This is a genomic window from Halopseudomonas salina (genome assembly GCF_008641105.1).
The window spans coordinates 14,722-30,337 of sequence record NZ_VTTI01000007.1 but is presented as its reverse complement, the minus strand read 5'-3'; the positions used below and the strand labels follow the sequence as shown (position 1 = coordinate 30,337).

Annotated in this window: 12 protein-coding genes; 3 read left to right on the top strand and 9 right to left on the bottom strand. The window is 52.7% G+C overall.

Annotated features, from left to right (window positions below):
* Positions 1-20: 20 nt before the first annotated feature.
* The 9 genes from FZF01_RS12630 to FZF01_RS12590 all read right to left on the bottom strand — a co-directional run bounded on the left by FZF01_RS12630 (position 21) and on the right by FZF01_RS12590 (position 10,153).
* Positions 21-890, bottom strand: coding sequence for a sulfotransferase domain-containing protein (locus FZF01_RS12630; protein ID WP_150278554.1), 870 nt, complete (start codon positions 888-890; stop codon positions 21-23).
* Positions 891-893: 3 nt separating this feature from the next.
* Positions 894-2,129 carry a lipopolysaccharide biosynthesis protein gene (locus FZF01_RS12625; RefSeq protein WP_188434363.1) on the bottom strand — a complete coding sequence of 412 codons (1,236 nt, stop codon included), beginning with the start codon at positions 2,127-2,129 and terminating at the stop codon, positions 894-896.
* Between the two features lie 19 nt (positions 2,130-2,148).
* Entirely contained in the window at positions 2,149-3,564 is a 1,416-nt protein-coding gene (gene cysN, locus FZF01_RS12620) for a sulfate adenylyltransferase subunit CysN (protein WP_150278552.1), read from the bottom strand.
* Between the two features lie 29 nt (positions 3,565-3,593).
* Positions 3,594-4,508, bottom strand: a complete 915-nt coding sequence (cysD, locus tag FZF01_RS12615; protein ID WP_229734540.1) for a sulfate adenylyltransferase subunit CysD — start codon at positions 4,506-4,508, stop codon at positions 3,594-3,596.
* 14 nt (positions 4,509-4,522) lie between these two features.
* Positions 4,523-5,494 carry a DHH family phosphoesterase gene (locus FZF01_RS12610; protein ID WP_150278550.1) on the bottom strand — a complete coding sequence of 324 codons (972 nt, stop codon included), beginning with the start codon at positions 5,492-5,494 and terminating at the stop codon, positions 4,523-4,525.
* Between the two features lies 1 nt (position 5,495).
* Positions 5,496-6,110, bottom strand: a complete 615-nt coding sequence (gene cysC / locus FZF01_RS12605) for an adenylyl-sulfate kinase (protein ID WP_150278549.1) — start codon at positions 6,108-6,110, stop codon at positions 5,496-5,498.
* Positions 6,111-6,166: 56 nt separating this feature from the next.
* Positions 6,167-7,333 carry a nucleotide sugar dehydrogenase gene (locus tag FZF01_RS12600; protein WP_150278548.1) on the bottom strand — a complete coding sequence of 389 codons (1,167 nt, stop codon included), beginning with the start codon at positions 7,331-7,333 and terminating at the stop codon, positions 6,167-6,169.
* Positions 7,334-7,456: 123 nt separating this feature from the next.
* Positions 7,457-9,682, bottom strand: coding sequence for a polysaccharide biosynthesis tyrosine autokinase (locus tag FZF01_RS12595; protein WP_150278547.1), 2,226 nt, complete (start codon positions 9,680-9,682; stop codon positions 7,457-7,459).
* Positions 9,683-9,718: 36 nt separating this feature from the next.
* The gene (locus tag FZF01_RS12590; RefSeq protein ID WP_150278546.1) at positions 9,719-10,153 is read right to left on the bottom strand and encodes a low molecular weight protein-tyrosine-phosphatase; all 435 of its coding nucleotides are present in this window, start codon (positions 10,151-10,153) and stop codon (positions 9,719-9,721) included.
* Positions 10,154-10,510: 357 nt separating this feature from the next.
* Here FZF01_RS12590 and FZF01_RS12585 point away from each other — a divergent pair, with 357 nt between their 5' ends.
* From FZF01_RS12585 to FZF01_RS12575, 3 genes are all read left to right on the top strand, one after another.
* Positions 10,511-11,806, top strand: a complete 1,296-nt coding sequence (locus FZF01_RS12585) for a UDP-glucose dehydrogenase family protein (RefSeq protein ID WP_150278545.1) — start codon at positions 10,511-10,513, stop codon at positions 11,804-11,806.
* Positions 11,806-13,455: a glucose-6-phosphate isomerase gene (pgi, locus tag FZF01_RS12580; RefSeq protein ID WP_150278544.1), complete on the top strand. Its 1,650-nt coding sequence runs from the start codon at positions 11,806-11,808 to the stop codon at positions 13,453-13,455. The genes FZF01_RS12585 and pgi overlap by 1 nt, the downstream gene beginning before the upstream one ends.
* Before the next feature lie 495 nt (positions 13,456-13,950).
* Positions 13,951-15,345, top strand: coding sequence for a phosphohexomutase domain-containing protein (locus FZF01_RS12575; RefSeq protein ID WP_150278543.1), 1,395 nt, complete (start codon positions 13,951-13,953; stop codon positions 15,343-15,345).
* Positions 15,346-15,616 lie beyond the last annotated feature (271 nt).

The window sequence follows — 15,616 nt, the reverse complement described above, 5'->3', positions numbered from 1 at the left end:
ATGAGGTAACATTAGAGTGCTTAGTATCCTAATAAAGTAGCTGATTGGTTTATGCTTTTCTCTACGACAGAAGAGTCCGGGGCTAATAGTTCGAGTTCGCTTTTCCAGCCAGATATATTCCCTTTGCGTTTGGTAAACGACTTTCTATTAACTGATTCGGATATAATCTTTGCTATCTCGTGTTGATCTGCCACCATGCCGATGTGAGAAAAGAGATTAAGAAGAATTACGGAATCATTTCCCGCAAGCACACTTTTTTGGTCATTCATAAGTTCTTCGTATTGAACATAGAAAGTTGACTCTTCTGTTCTCCAGTCTTTGAAGCGAGCCATTCGTTCTTCGAATGATGGTTGTCGGTATTTTGTACCATTATGCAAGTATTCAAAGCCTGTCGCTAGAGCTTCTATCTGGTCTTTACTGGAATTGAATTGCGTTGTTAATGTGGGATGTAAGAAATGGCGCTTCAAGTTAACTATATAGTGATACTCAGATATTATTATTGCGCCGGGATGGCGGGCTAAAAATATCGTGGAAACATTGTTTTGTTTTGTTATGCCGCAAATTAAAGGGTCATAAGGTAGGTGAGCACTAAAAAAGTGGCCCTCATTCAACTTACATACTTGTTTTTGGAAGATTGATTCGTCTATATCAAATTTTTCATTTTTGTGAGCGTTACCTTCGGATCTCTTATTTACAAGTCTTGTTTCAAGGTGTGAGCCGCTGTTGATGAGGCCTGGTGTGCTGGATAATAAGCCAGTAACTAGGTGTGTGCCGGATTTAGGAATGCTATTTAGGAAAATCTTTGGCATTCCCGGTGTAAATTTTCGTCGAGTCTTTAATGTGTAGGAATAAATTAGTAACTTTCGGATAAAAGCATTTTGAAAAAACATCTGTCAGTTTCCAAATATAGATTTTCGCTTAATGAAGATAAGGGCTAAGCTAAGTAGGTTTTGTCCGACTATTACTCCTGCTAAGCCGATAGCGCTACCATAAATCCCGAATCCCATCGTTAGTAGTGTATAAGATGGTAATCCAACAAGAACCAAAATAATTGCTGCGTTCTTCATTAGATTGTCGTGCCCGGTCATGTTTAGCAGAAACCCAATGGATCCAGTTGCGACGTTGAAGAACTGAGCTGTGGCGAGGATTAACAAAACCGGATATGCTGCTCCAAACTCCGGTCCAAAAAGAGCTAATATATCCCTTCCGTAGATGATAATTATCAAGTATATCGGTGTTGCTAAAAATACACCACTGAGGGCGCTTTTCAGGACCAGTGACTTTAGCGCTTTATAGTTTTTTAAGTTATGCGTGGTGGCAAATCTTGGTGGGTATATAGCGTTTATGGCGATCAATATCATCCCGATACTCATTGCTATCCGCTCTGCGGATCTGAATAATCCAAGTTCTTGGTCGTTCACGAGAATCCCGGCAATTACTATCGTGCCCACTTGTTGAAATAGCTGTGTTAGATTCAAAGCCATGAAGTTCTTTGAAACTTTGTTTAGCTCTTTAACTGGTGCTATTTTTGTCTGTACCTCTTTGTTTGTATTTTTCAATACTAGGTATAATGCAATGCAGCCGTAACATAGTACTAAAAAGGTTGATAGCGTGAAAGCAGTAGCAGCTCCCTCTATTGAAATACCCCATATCAACCAACCACATAAAATTGTTGCGGTTGCAACAAGTGATATTGCACCGTTCTCTAGCATGCTTGCTGCGACAGGGCGCCTAAGCCCTTTTAAAAACCCTGAAAGGACGAAACACAATGTCAGTGGTGGCGTTGATAATGCCATGGCTCTGATTACTTCGCCAACACCGCCTAAAGATGATAGTTTCTCGATTTGAGTCGCACTGAGATATACGATTGCTGTTATAAGGGTTGTAGGGATTGCCGTTCTTTTTATGCCCCATTTCAAGTAGATAATGGACTCAGCGTTGTTAGTCGTTTGAGCGGCATATTTCATTAGTGCGTTATTTGTTCCGCTTCTTGCAATCATGGCGGCTCCGAGTATCACACTTTGTGCTAATGCAAAAATACCAAAGCCTGGCGCGCCATAAAGCCGAGCTAGCAATATACCAAGTGTTATCGAGCCAATCGCTGATAATGCTCGTGCAAGAAGTGTCAACAAGAGCGCCTTGCTTAAACTATATTTCACGGCATTCCCACTCGGGATAATTTTCTCTGATAAAGCGATTCAAATTCTTTTCTGCTTGGTTGTAGCTCTTTTGGGGGTGACTTATTTCGTTTTTAGAAGGTTTGGGGCTCAATATCATACCTGCACCAACGGTTACATTAGTAAGCGTATCAATGATAGCAAATGCACCGGTGTTTGGGAGTTTACAGTACCTATCAAAAACTGCATCTTCAGTAAGTTCTATATCAACTTGGCCAATTGAGTTTAGATCGAGGGAGGATGTTCCTGGAATTGTATCAAGTGTATTGACGTCTATTTCATGTTGAATATTAGTGAAATAGCCCGTTGTTACTTTGGTGCCGAGCTTGAAACCGTATTCCTTTCCTGTGATGAGCGGTTTTTCACTCATCCACACAACGTGGGCACTAAAGGCTTTCCCAACAACAGCCGGTGTTGCCGGGTCTACCAGTGTGTCCCCGCGTGAAACGTCTATTTCGTCTTCCAGTGTCACCGTTATTGCGTCACCAGGAAAGGCTTCTTGTAGTTCGCCTTCGTAAGTGATGATGCTTTTCACTTTGCTTGTCTTTCGAGAAGGCAGCGTCATGACGGTATCGCCATGGCGTAGAACACCACTTGCCAAGGTGCCGCAAAACCCACGGAAATCCAGATTGGGTCGATTCACGTATTGAACAGGGAAGCGGAGATCAGTCAGGTTCTCGTCTTCTACTAGTTCCACGCTTTCCAGGATTTCCATCAGCGTTGGGCCCTCGTACCAGGGCATGTGCTCGCTGCGGTTGACTACGTTGTCACCGTTCAAGGCGGAGACAGGTACGAAATGCACATTGTGCAGATTCAGCTTGTCAGCCAGCTGCTGGTATTCAAAGCGGATGTTATCGAATACTTCGCGCGAGTACTCTTTCAGGTCCATTTTGTTAATGGCGACCACAATGTGCTTTATGCCCAGTAGGGAAGCGATAAAGCTGTGGCGGCGGGTCTGAGTCTGTACGCCACGGCGGGCATCAATCAGGATGATAGCCAGGTCACAGGTGGATGCGCCAGTAGCCATGTTGCGCGTGTACTGCTCGTGCCCAGGGCAATCTGCAATGATGAACTTGCGCTTTTCGGTAGAGAAGTAGCGGTAAGCTACGTCAATGGTGATGCCTTGTTCACGCTCGGATTGCAGACCATCGACCAGCAGGGCTAGGTCCAGGGCCTCGCCTGCGTTGCCTACCCGGTCGTTGTCCTTGTGCATTGCTGCCAATGTATCTTCGTAAATCAGGTTGGTATCGAACAGTAGTCGCCCTATCAGGGTGGACTTGCCGTCGTCGACGTTGCCGCAGGTTAGAAAACGCAGCATGTCCTTGTTTTCGTGCTGGTTAAGGTAGGCTTCGATATCGGTGGAGATCAATTCGCTTTGATGAGACATAACATGTTCCTTAATGACTGTGCTGGCTTTTAGAAATAACCCTGGCGTTTCTTTTCTTCCATGGAGCCTGCGCCATCGTGATCGATGACGCGCCCCTGGCGCTCAGATGTGCGGGTTAGCAGCATTTCCTGGATGATTTCGGGCAGGGTGGATGCGGTGGATTCGACTGCTCCAGTCAAGGGATAGCAACCAAGGGTGCGAAAGCGAACAGACTTCATTTCTACCTTGTCATCGGGGCCTATCGGCATACGCTCGTCATCAACCATGATGAGTGTGCCGTCGTGTTCCACTACGGGGCGTTCCTTGGCGAAATATAGGGGGACGATATCGATCTTCTCCTTGTATATGTACTGCCAGATGTCCAGTTCGGTCCAGTTGGACAAGGGGAATACGCGGATGGATTCGCCCTTGTTGACCTTGCCGTTATAGATATTCCAGAGCTCTGGCCGCTGGTTCTTTGGATCCCAGCGATGGAATTTGTCGCGGAAGGAATACACGCGTTCCTTTGCCCGGGATTTTTCTTCGTCACGTCTTGCTCCGCCAAAGGCGGCATCAAAACCGTATTTGTTCAATGCTTGCTTGAGTGACTGGGTCTTCATCACATCAGTATGCTTTGCACTGCCGTGGGTGAAGGGGCCGACGCCTTGCTCCAGGCCTTCCTGGTTTATGTGCACAATCAGTTTCAGGCCCAGGTTTTCCGCCAGTTGATCGCGGAAGCTGATCATTTCCTTGAACTTCCAGGTGGTGTCCACGTGTAGAAGCGGGAAGGGTGGTTTGCCGGGTGCAAAGGCCTTCAGCGCCAAGTGCAACATCACTGCGCTGTCTTTACCTATGGAGTAAAGCATGACCGGGTTATCGAACTCGGCGGCTACTTCACGGATGATATGAATGGATTCGGCTTCCAGCTGTTTCAGGTGGGTCCGACGGGGTGGTGTCAGGGTCATGATAGTTTCCTCATTCATTGTTTCTGCCATTGCCGGACCATGGCCTGGATAAATGTGTCCAACTGATCGCTAGGTAATTTGTTGATGCCGGCTGCAGCCTTGCGGCCACCGCCGGAAGGGAACTGGCGCGCTAATTCATCGGCGCCTGTGCGATTGTTCAGGGGCGCGCGAATGCTTATCAGATAAAAGCCTGGCTCAGCATTGGTTACGACTGCACATGCCTGTTCCGGATATTGATTAGCAAGATCATTGCCAAGTACGCCGCTTACGCGTCTTGCCCATGGCTCGTCTGGCAGTTGCACCACAATTGCCTGCTCGCAATGGTGTAGTGCAGGCGTTCCGAGACCCTTTGCCATGTCTTCCCGGTACCCGTCACTCAGCTTTTGCCAGGCGGCGGGCTTGTCTACCAATAGTTGGAGTGGGTCAGGGTATGCCAATAGCGCCTGGTACAGGTCGGCAGGGTGAAAGTGCAGGTCCTGCAGGCTAGAGCCATAGCCGTTGTAATTGATGCAGATGCCCAGTTGTTTCAGGCCTTCAGTCTGCTGCTCATCCAGGCCTGCCTCAACGGCCAGTTTACTGGCAACCGAGTTGAGGTTGTCGCCGAAGGCTGCCGTGATAGCCCAGTTGTGAAACTGACCCTTCAGGTGCTGATCGATCAGCAGGCTTGTGCAGGTGGCGGCATTGGTATCAATCAAACCCGTGAAATTGGGGTGATCCGGCAGCGAATCCCCAGGGTGGTGGTGATCGCAGTAAAAAACAGTGCTGCCTGCTGTTAGCAGAGCGTCGACTGCATTCCGGTTTTTATCCAGGCTGATATCGAGCGCCGTGACCGTGGCAGGGGTATCTGTTGGTACTTGCTGGAGTAGCTCGATATCTCGTTTTACTCCCGTTACCAGGGAACTGTGCACCGGGTTTGCGAGTCTCAATTGAAGCAATGCACAGATACCGTCAGCATCGCCGTTGAATACGTCATATCGGGGTTCCATCTCAGGCCTCCTTCAGTATCTGCTTTGCCTTGAGATAGCCGATGATCTGGCTGACAGAGTCTTCGAGGCTCTGTGTGGATGTGTCGATTATGATCTCCGCGTTTTCTGGAGCTTCATAGTCCGAGTCGATCCCAGTGAAGTTTCGGATTTCACCGGCGCGGGCTTTCTTGTACAGGCCCTTGGGATCGCGCTGTTCGCATGCACTGAGCGGTGTGGCCACGTGTACTTCGATGAACTCGCCTGGTTGCACCAACTCGCGTACTAGGCGACGTTCAGCGCGGAATGGAGAGATAAACGCGGCTAATACCAGCAGGCCGGAATCAACGAAAAGCCCCGCCAACTCGCCGATACGGCGGATGTTTTCCTGACGGTCCTGATCGCTGAAGCCGAGATCCTTGTTCAGGCCGTGACGAACATTATCACCGTCCAGCAGGTAGGTATGGTGGTTGAGTTCGAACAATTTCTGTTCTACGGCGTTGGCCAGGGTGGATTTACCCGACCCACTGAGCCCGGTAAACCAGATGATGCAGGGTTGTTGGCGCTTCTGGTCGGAGCGCTGGTCTTTGTTGACCTTGTACTGATGCCAGACGACATCCTTGTTGGGTTCGATAATCATAATAGTTATCCATGCTTGGGAGTAGCAATTTAGGGCAGATCATTTTTAAACGAAAACTAATCGTTGCCGAAAAGGTCCCGGGTGTAGATTTTCTCTTTTACGTCTTCTAGCTCGGATTGTATGCGGTTAGCCAGAATAATGTCGCTTTCTTGTTTGAATAATGCCAGGTCATTAATAACCCTAGAGTTATAGAAATTATCTTCTTCAAGTGATGGTTCGAATACAATTACTTCTATGCCTTTGGCTTTTATGCGTTTCATTACACCTTGTATCGCGGAGGCCCTGAAATTATCTGAACCGCTTTTCATTACCAAGCGATAAATGCCTACGACTTTAGGTTTTCGTTTAATAATGGCGTTGGCAATGAAGTCTTTTCTCGTTGTGTTAGCCTCTACGATTGCTTTGATCATAGTGCTAGGTACATCAGCATAGTTCGCTAGCAACTGCTTGGTATCTTTCGGCAGGCAATACCCGCCATAACCAAATGATGGGTTGTTATAGTGGCTACCTATCCGTTGGTCCAAGCACACACCTTCTATGATCTGACGGGTATCCAAACCATGGCTTTCTGCATAAGTGTCCAATTCATTGAAATAGGCTACCCGCATAGCTAGATAGGTATTGGCAAACAATTTGATGGCTTCAGCCTCAGTTGAGTTCGTCAGCAGTATTTGCGGGCCTGTTTTCAAGGCGCCTTGCTTAAGCATGTTGGCAAAGATCTGAGCCCGCTCACTTTGTTCTCCTACGATAATTCTTGAGGGGTACAGGTTGTCATAAAGCGCTTTGCCCTCACGTAGGAACTCAGGCGAGAAGATGATATTCGGATTGTTTAGCTGTTCTTTTAGAGCTTTGGTATAGCCAACTGGTACGGTTGATTTAATCACAATGGTGGCATTCGGATTTATCGCCGTTACGTCGGCAATAACTGCTTCCACGCTTTTGGTATTGAAGTAATTAGTTTCAGGATCGTAATCTGTAGGAGTTGCTACGATAACAAATTGCGCACCGTCGAAGGCTTCAGCTTTGTTGGTCGTTGCTTTGAGATTCAAAGTCTTGTTAGCGAGATAGTCTTCTATTTCCGCATCCGCTATTGGGGAACTTTTCTGGTTGATCAGATCGACCTTTTCCTGGACGATATCCAGTGCGATGACTTCGTTATGCTGGGCTAGTAGTACGGCATTGGACAGGCCTACGTAGCCTGTGCCTGCGACTGCGATTTTCATAGCTGGTTACCAGATAGTTACAGAATGGGGTTGTCTTGGAAGGAGGAGAATGGCCAAGCTACTTCTGCAGGGATGCATCATGAAAAGTAACAGAGCTAGCACCTGCTAGCCCTGTTAAAGATCTCAACTCTTGTCGGACTTGTATTCGTAATTGTAGTAACCGTAATTGCCGTAACCATAGGCGCTGGCTTTCTTTTCCACGGCGTTGAAAATGGCGCCCTTGAGCTGGATGTCGTTCTGCTCAAAGCGGCGCTTGGTTACTTCTATTTCCTTGGCGGAGTTGAGGCCAAAACGGGTGACGATCAATGACATGCCCACCTGGCGGCCAACGATGGCAGCGTCGGTCACGGCCAGTATCGGCGGGGTGTCGATGATGATCATGTCGTACTCATCCTTGACGTTATCCAGGAAGCTGCTGAAGTTGGCGTGCATCAATAGTTCTGATGGATTTGGTGGGATCTGGCCGCGTGGTACCACGAACAGGTTTTCCACCTCGGTGCTGTGGATCGCATCGTTGCTGGTGATGCGGGCGGAGAGCAGTTCAGACAGGCCGTTCTCTGGAGCCATGCGGAACATCTTGTTCAGATAGCCTTTGCGCATGTCGCCGTCGATCAACAGTACCTTTTGGCCGGCCTGGGCGATGATGGCTGCCAGGTTTACCGATACGAATGATTTGCCCACCGATGGACTTGGGCCTGAGATCATCAGGATGTTGTTCTTGGCCTCCAGCCGCGCGAAGTGCAGGCTGGTACGCAGGCTGCGCAGGGACTCTACGGACAGGTCTGCGGGGTTGCTAATGGCCAATAGCAAGGAGCCGCTATAGGCATCGCGGTTACGGCCTTTAGTGTATTTCTCCAGCACTTCCTGATCTTTGCTGAAGGGGATTGCTGCATATACCGGCAAGCCAAGGTTTTCGATCACGTCCGGGTCTTCCACGCCGCGGTTCATAGCGTGGCGCAGTAGCACCAGAGCGACGCCGATAAAGCCGCCGAGCAGGGTGGCGACAATAGCGATCAATGCCTTCTTGGGCTTGACGGGCTCTTCCACATTGGCTGCTGCTTCATCGATGATGCGCACGTTGCCGACTGTGCCTGCCCGCAATACGTCCAGCTCCTGTGAGCTGTTGAGCAGGGCGGTGTAAATTTCCGTGGTTACGGCTACGTCACGTTTGAGGCGAAGCAGCTCCTGCTGGGTGGAGGGAAGGTCGCCAACGCGTGCTTCCAGGTCTGCCTTTTGGCGCTCCAATTGCTGCATCTGTACCAGCATGGCCTGGTAGTTGGGGTGCTCACGGGTGAAGCGGCGCTCCATCTCGGCGCGGCGCAGATTGAGTTCGGAGATCATGGTGTCGAGCTCGACGATCTGGTCGAGTATGGCCTGTGTCTCGATGGTGATGTCTACGGACTGGGTGCTGATCTGGTATTCGTTCAATGCTTGTTCATAGCGTTCCAGCTCCTGGCGTACGACGGGGAGCTGTTCGCGGATAAACTCCAGGCTTTGGGCTGCCTCGGCCGAGTTGCGGGCTACGTTCTGGAGTACGTACAGGCGGCTGACTTCATTCAGGATGCGTGTGGCCTGGGCGGGGCTTTCATGCTGCATGCTCAGGCTGATAATGCCGGAATCCTTGCCTTTTTCGCTTGCGCCCAGTTCTTGTTGATAGGAGATGATGCTGTTGAGCATGCGGTGCTTGGTAATCAGAAACTCGGTGCCCGGGCGGGCTACCAGGGCCTGCACCTGAATCTTGAAGCCGTCCCGGTCAATCTGCTCCAGGGTGTTGCCCTCTATCAGCAGCACACCGTCCTGATCTTGAAGGGTAAAGGTGCCTGCTTCCTGTGCGGTGAGAATCAGGGTTTTGCCCAGATAGCCGGGTGGTACTTCCAGTTGGAAGATATCCAGCTCTTCACCACCCCAGGCAAAGGAGTCCAGGCCGAGCCAAGGCTCTGCGACTTCGTTAGCCTCATTGCGCTGGTAGCGGCGGGCTGCCCAGTTGCCAATGCCGGGGAAGTATTTGGGCTCAGCGACGATATCGAGCTTGAGGTTCTCTACTGCCTGGCCAATGACGGTGCGGGACTTGAGCAGCTCAATTTCAGTGACGGCTACAGGTGTGCTGCCGAACATCTCTGAGATTTCACTCAAGCCGGTCATGCTGGGCGACTTTTCTTCTATCTGCAGCAGAGCGTTGGCCTGGTAGATGGGTGTGGCCAGCAGGGCATAGGCCACGCCAATGATTGCGAACAGGACCGTGAAGCCTATTATTATCCACTTGCCGTCTATCAAGGCTCCCAGCAGGGTGAGCAGGTCAATCTCGTCATCATCGCGGTGGTCTTGAACCGGGGGTGTATTGTTTTGCATGTAGGCCCTTTGGCAGTCGATCAATATGGAATGAGGTTACAGGTGCTTTGACCAGCTGGCAGTGCCTTCGCTGATCAGTTTGTATACGTGCTCGAAAGCGGGTCGTTGTTGACGGTATGGGTCGGGTATGGGCTTGTCTGATTGCCATTTGCCGAGCAGAAAGGTTTTGCCGCGCGCCTCGGGTGCGATGCGCAGAATATCGTGCACATGGCGCGGCTCCATGGTCAGGATTAAATCGTATTGGTGTGCTATTTCGCGTGTTAACTGACGGGCCTGGTGGGTGGGGTGGTCCAGGCCGTTTTCCTGAAGAATCTCCAGGGCTGTGGCATCCATGGGTTTGCCGACCAGAGCGCCGACACCTGCAGAAGCGACCTTGATGCCTTTGGTACGGCATTGCTCGAGCAGCATGGCTTCGGCCATGGGGCTACGGCATATGTTGCCAACGCATACAACAAGGATGGATTTGAACATGTATGAAATCGGGCTCTGCGTTGCGGCGCTTTCATGCCTGTAGCGCTTTGAATGTAGTGGTCGTTCGCTGTGCGGTCAAGACTATAACGCGCACATAAATGGTGCTTCAGACACGCTACCGCCCCAGGATTTAGTGTCGATTTCCTGAAAACGGGCTGCCAGATTGTCGTGTCACGTGATGCAATGCATATTCTACGCCGACATAGGGTGCCGAGTTAAGATGAAATTTGGATGACTTGCCTAACTTGCCGTAATAGGGTGGGTTTTTAGAGGGAACTGTTTTTTCGTCGGGGGTCAGATAGGAAGCTCTAGTACGGTATTCCGGGACGGGCATCACGTTTTTTGCAGGTGCTGACAATGAATCTTGATGTTTACGGCGACACCCTTTGTGCACTGGTTAGCGCTGCGGCTTTGGCTTCCAGCGGTAATACTGTGCGACTGCACCTTGCAGATGCACAAATGGCGGACGGACTCAGGACAGGGAATTGCCCTTATCGCGAGCCTGGCCTGGCCGCCATGATCGCTGAACAGGTGCAGGCAAAGCGCCTGGATTTTGCGGGCATCACTGATCTGCCCGGCGAGCGCAGCGCTGTTGTCTGGCTGGCATTGAGTCCGGACCTTCTGCACGAGGCCCACGGCATTATTCAACAGCTGCCACTGAACGCAGGTCGTGACTGGTTGGTAGTCAATCAGTCTACCTTTCCTGTGGGCAGTACCGAGGCATTGCAGGCTAGCCTGCAAGCCCGTTGCGCTGGCGGGCAAAATACCTGTGCGGCGGTCAGCCTGCCGGACCTGCTGACGGAAGGTGATGCTATTGCCGGATTTATGCGTGCGGATCGCTGGTTGTTGGGTACGGACGTTGATTGGGCACGCAATCTCGTCTCTGAGCTTTTGCGGCCGTTCAATCGGCGCCGCAACGCGATCATGCTGATGCAACCGCGGGAAGCGGAGTTTACCAAGTTGGCCATCAACGGGATGTTGGCAACGCGTTTGAGCTATATGAACGATATGGCCAACCTGGCGGATAACCTGAATGTGGATATCGACCGGGTGCGCCAGGGTATGGGTGCGGACAAGCGTATTGGCGATGCCTACTTGTACCCTGGTTGCGGTTTTGGCGGGCAGGCCTTTTCCCGTGATGTGATGAGTTTGGCGAGTACCCTGCAGCACAGCGGCATGCAGCCGCAGTTGCTGGATCAGGTGTTGCAGATCAATGAGCGCCAGAAAGAGGTGCTGTTTCGCAAGTTGTGGGAGCGCTACGGCACCCATTTGCGCGGCCGCAAGGTGGCGATGTGGGGCGTGGCATTCAAGCCGACCTCCACCCGTATCGATAACGCGCCCTCACTGAAACTGCTCGAGGCGCTCTGGGCCCAGGGTGTGGAGGTGCATGTGCATGACCCCCGTGCATTGCCGGCGCTGGCCGAGTGGGCGGGCGAGCGTGATGACCTGGTGCTGCATGACGATCCTTATGAAGCAGCGGATGGTGCTGACGCCCTGATGCTGGTGACCGAATGGAAGGCCTACTGGAGCCCTGACCTGGCTCGACTCAAGGCAGTGATGAATACCCCGGTACTGCTGGACGGCCGCAATGTATGGGAGCCCGCCTTTATAAAGGAGTGCGGGTTTGAGTATTACGGCATAGGGCGGCGCTGATGATTGTCGATATGCAGGACCGGGCGGGGATGTCGCAGAGCTGGCAGGCTTTGTTAGCGCATGGCGATGCGATGTGCGGTAAGCATCTGGCTGACATCTTTGCTGCCGACTCGCGACGCTTTAAGCGGTTGACCCGTGAGTGTGGCCCCCTGGTGCTGGATATCTCCAAGCAGCGTATTGAAGAGCAGACTCTTGGCTATTTGATGGATGTGGCCAGGGAGCAGCGGCTGGATAGCTGGATTGCCAGGCTGTTTGGCGGTGAGCGGGTGAACGATAGCGAAGGGCGCGCAGCTATGCACTGGGCGTTGCGTTTGCCGGTTGGCGCTGAGTGTGACGTTGACGGCGTTGATGTGGCGGCACAGGTGCATGCGGAGCTGGACCGTATGGAAGCCATTGTGAATCAGATAAGAGCGGGGCAGTGGCGGGGGGCGACGGGGGAGGTGGTTACCGATGTCATCAATATTGGTGTGGGCGGCTCTGACCTGGGGCCGCTGATGATGACCGAAGCCTTGACTGATTCGCGTAAACAGACCGCATCGCCATTACGGGTGCATTTTGCCTCGACGATGGATGGCAGCCAGCTTTCCCAGCTGCTGCGGCGGGTGAGTGCGCATTCGACGCTGTTTGTGATTTCGTCCAAGTCCTTCTCTACCATCGATACCCTGAGCAATGCGGAGACGGCGCGGCACTGGCTGCAACGTGAACTGGGTAATCGGGAGGGATTGCTGGATTGTCATTTTGTGGCGGTATCTTCTGCCGTGGCCAAGATGACCGAGTGGGGTGTGGCCGAGCAAAACCAGATGAAGTTATGGGACTGGGTGGGTGGTCGCTACTCGCTCTGGTCGACCATTGGCCTGCCGATTGCGTTGAGTATTGGCATGGACGGCTTCAGGGAGTTGCTCGCGGGCGCCCATGAGATGGATGAACATTTCAAGTCGGCACCCTGGCTGGAGAACCTGCCGGTGCTGATGGGTATGGTGGGGGTGTGGAATACCAATGTGCTGGGTATTAACGCCCACGCGATCCTGCCCTATGACGGGCGGATGAAGGAACTGCCCAATTACCTTGAGCAGTTGGAGATGGAGTCCAATGGCAAGAGCGTGACGCGCTCGGGTGAAAAGGTGCAGTGGGCGACCTGTCCGATTGTATGGGGCAACGTGGGGCCCAATGCGCAGCATGCGTTTTATCAGTTGCTGCACCAGGGGACCGAGGCGGTGACCTGTGATTTCATCATGCCGGCCCGGCGGTACCTGGAAAAACGCCATAACGCTGCGGCGCCTGAGTTGGTGGCGCAGCATGAGTTGGCGTTGGCTAATTGTCTGGCGCAGTCGCGGTTGTTGGCGTTGGGGGATGCTGCGTTGGTGGATGCCGAGAGTATGCCGGCAGAGAAGCGGTATCGCGGTAATCAACCGAGCTCGACGCTGCTGCTGGATGAGCTGACTCCGCGCAGTATGGGTGCGCTGATTGCCTTGTATGAGCACAAGGTGTTTGTGCAGTCGGTGATCTGGGACATCAACCCCTTTGACCAGTGGGGGGTGGAGATGGGCAAGAAGATTGCGGTGGATACGCTTGCGCGATTACGCGGGGCGGAGTGTGGGGCGACGGACGGGTCTACTGCGGGGTTGGTGGAGAGGATTTTGCGGGGGTGACCCAAGGTCAAAATGGTTCCCCGCGTTCGCGAGGATGACGGATTAAACCGAGATCAAAATGGATCCCCGCGTTCGCGAGGATGACGGGGTAGTGGCGGGGATGACGAGGTCGTCGCGGGGATGACGACTCTACTCGAACGTCATTCCCGCCCCCTCCCGTCATTCCCGCGCAGGCGGGAATCCGCCCCACACCCCGTCATTCCCGCGCAGGCGGGAATCCATTTTGACCTTTCGGGGTTTGCGGTTGGTTTCGGTGCTTGCCCGAGGCACCGCGAAAATGGATCCTCGCGTTCGCGAGGATGACGAGGGTAGTGGCGGGGATGACGGTTGGCAGGGGGGCGCGGGAGCCCGGCCCCACCACGTCATTCCCGCGAAGGCGGGAATCCATTGTGATTTTGGGGTGCGTTTTACCGGGGCGGGAGAATGTTACACTTGCGCCCTGCTGGGAGCGCCAATGCGGCGCAAAGGATTTCAATCAATTTAATATGGAATTTTATGTCTGAGATCACCTGTTTCAAAGCCTATGACATCCGTGGCCAATTGGGCACGCAACTGGACGAGAACGTGTCCTACCGTATCGCCCGGGCCTTTGCCCAGTGGCTCAAGCCTAAGCAGATCGTACTGGGTGGCGATGTGCGGGCAAGTTCGGAGGCGTTGAAGACGGCTCTGACCAATGGCCTGCGTGATGAGGGCGTTGATGTATTGGATCTGGGCCTGGCCGGGACTGAGGAGGTGTACTTCGCTACCTTCCACCTGGGCGTAGATGGTGGTGTTGAGGTGACGGCTTCCCACAATCCCATCGACTACAACGGCTTGAAACTGGTACGCGAGGGTTCGCGACCGATCTCGGCTGATACCGGTCTGAAGGAAATTCGTACGCTCGCCGAGGGCATGAGTTTCGATCTGGTGGATGGTCGTGATCCGTCGGTGCCCGAAGACAAGCGCGGTGCCTACAAGCGTGTGGACACCCGCGCTGATTACGTCGAACACTTGATGGGCTATATCGAGCCTGCCAATTTCACGCCGCTCAAGCTACTGATGAACGCGGGTAACGGTGCGGCAGGCCCGGCTATTGATGCGCTGGAAGCGGCATTCAAGCGGCTGCAGATTCCGGTGGAAATGATCAAGATCTGCCACGAGCCGGATGGCACTTTCCCTAACGGTATACCCAATCCGATCCTGATCGAGAACCGCAGTCTGACCAGTGATGCGGTGTTGAAGCACGGTGCGGATATGGGCATTGCCTGGGATGGGGATTTTGACCGGTGCTTTTTGTTTGATGAGCAGGGCCGGTTTATTGAGGGGTATTACATCGTTGGTCTGCTGGCTGAGGCCTTCTTGCAGAAAGAAGCCGGCGCCAAGATCGTTCATGACCCTCGCTTGGTATGGAATACCGTTGAGCAGGTGGAAGAGAACGGCGGGGTGGCGGTGCAGACCAAGGCTGGGCATGCGTTTATCAAGCAGCGTATGCGCGAGGAGGATGCCGCGTACGGTGGCGAGATGAGTGCGCACCATTACTTCCGTAATTTTGCCTACTGCGACAGTGGGATGATTCCCTGGCTTTTGGTGGCAGAGCTGCTGTGTGTGAAGGGCAAGCCGATGTCCGAGTTGGTGGATGAGCGGATTGCACGCTTTCCGTCTTCGGGTGAGATCAACCTGACCGTGAGTGACGCGCCTACTGTGTTGAAGGCGATCGAGGCGCGGTATGCGCCGGATGCGCTGGATGTGGATCATACTGATGGGGTGAGTGTGTGTTTTGCGGACTGGCGGTTTAACTTGCGGGCGTCGAATACCGAGCCGGTTATTCGGTTGAATGTTGAGAGCCGTGGTGACCAGGGGTTGATGGAGCGGGAGACGGCGAAGTTGGTTGAGGCGATTGGGGGGATTTAGACCCTCGTTAAGGTCTAAATGGATCCCCGCGTTCGCGAGGATGACGGGGATTCATCTTGGGCTGCGGTGTTGGAGGAAAGCACGCTCATCGAGGTGGAACTCGACGGTCCCAGGGGCGCGCATCTGGGAGGGCCGAGTTCCATCTCGGCCAAAGTGTTGCAGAAGAGCGCGCTTGACGAGGCGGCCCCGCCGGGAAGGGTCAGGATGCTCTGTCACAATTGTAGCCTCTTGCCTCAATTGTAGCTTTTTGCCTCATTTGTGATGTTTCGCT

Excerpts from the sequence above, each read along its gene's own strand:
- FZF01_RS12630 (WP_150278554.1), bottom strand. The coding sequence starts at position 890 with ATGTTTTTTCAAAATGCTTTTATCCGAAAGTTACTAATTTATTCCTAC.
- cysN (WP_150278552.1), bottom strand. The coding sequence starts at position 3,564 with ATGTCTCATCAAAGCGAATTGATCTCCACCGATATCGAAGCCTACCTT.
- cysD (WP_229734540.1), bottom strand. The coding sequence starts at position 4,508 with ATGACCCTGACACCACCCCGTCGGACCCACCTGAAACAGCTGGAAGCC.
- FZF01_RS12610 (WP_150278550.1), bottom strand. The coding sequence starts at position 5,494 with ATGGAACCCCGATATGACGTATTCAACGGCGATGCTGACGGTATCTGT.
- cysC (WP_150278549.1), bottom strand. The coding sequence starts at position 6,110 with ATGATTATCGAACCCAACAAGGATGTCGTCTGGCATCAGTACAAGGTC.
- FZF01_RS12600 (WP_150278548.1), bottom strand. The coding sequence starts at position 7,333 with ATGAAAATCGCAGTCGCAGGCACAGGCTACGTAGGCCTGTCCAATGCC.
- FZF01_RS12595 (WP_150278547.1), bottom strand. The coding sequence starts at position 9,682 with ATGCAAAACAATACACCCCCGGTTCAAGACCACCGCGATGATGACGAG.
- FZF01_RS12590 (WP_150278546.1), bottom strand. The coding sequence starts at position 10,153 with ATGTTCAAATCCATCCTTGTTGTATGCGTTGGCAACATATGCCGTAGC.
- FZF01_RS12585 (WP_150278545.1), top strand. The coding sequence starts at position 10,511 with ATGAATCTTGATGTTTACGGCGACACCCTTTGTGCACTGGTTAGCGCT.
- pgi (WP_150278544.1), top strand. The coding sequence starts at position 11,806 with ATGATTGTCGATATGCAGGACCGGGCGGGGATGTCGCAGAGCTGGCAG.
- FZF01_RS12575 (WP_150278543.1), top strand. The coding sequence starts at position 13,951 with ATGTCTGAGATCACCTGTTTCAAAGCCTATGACATCCGTGGCCAATTG.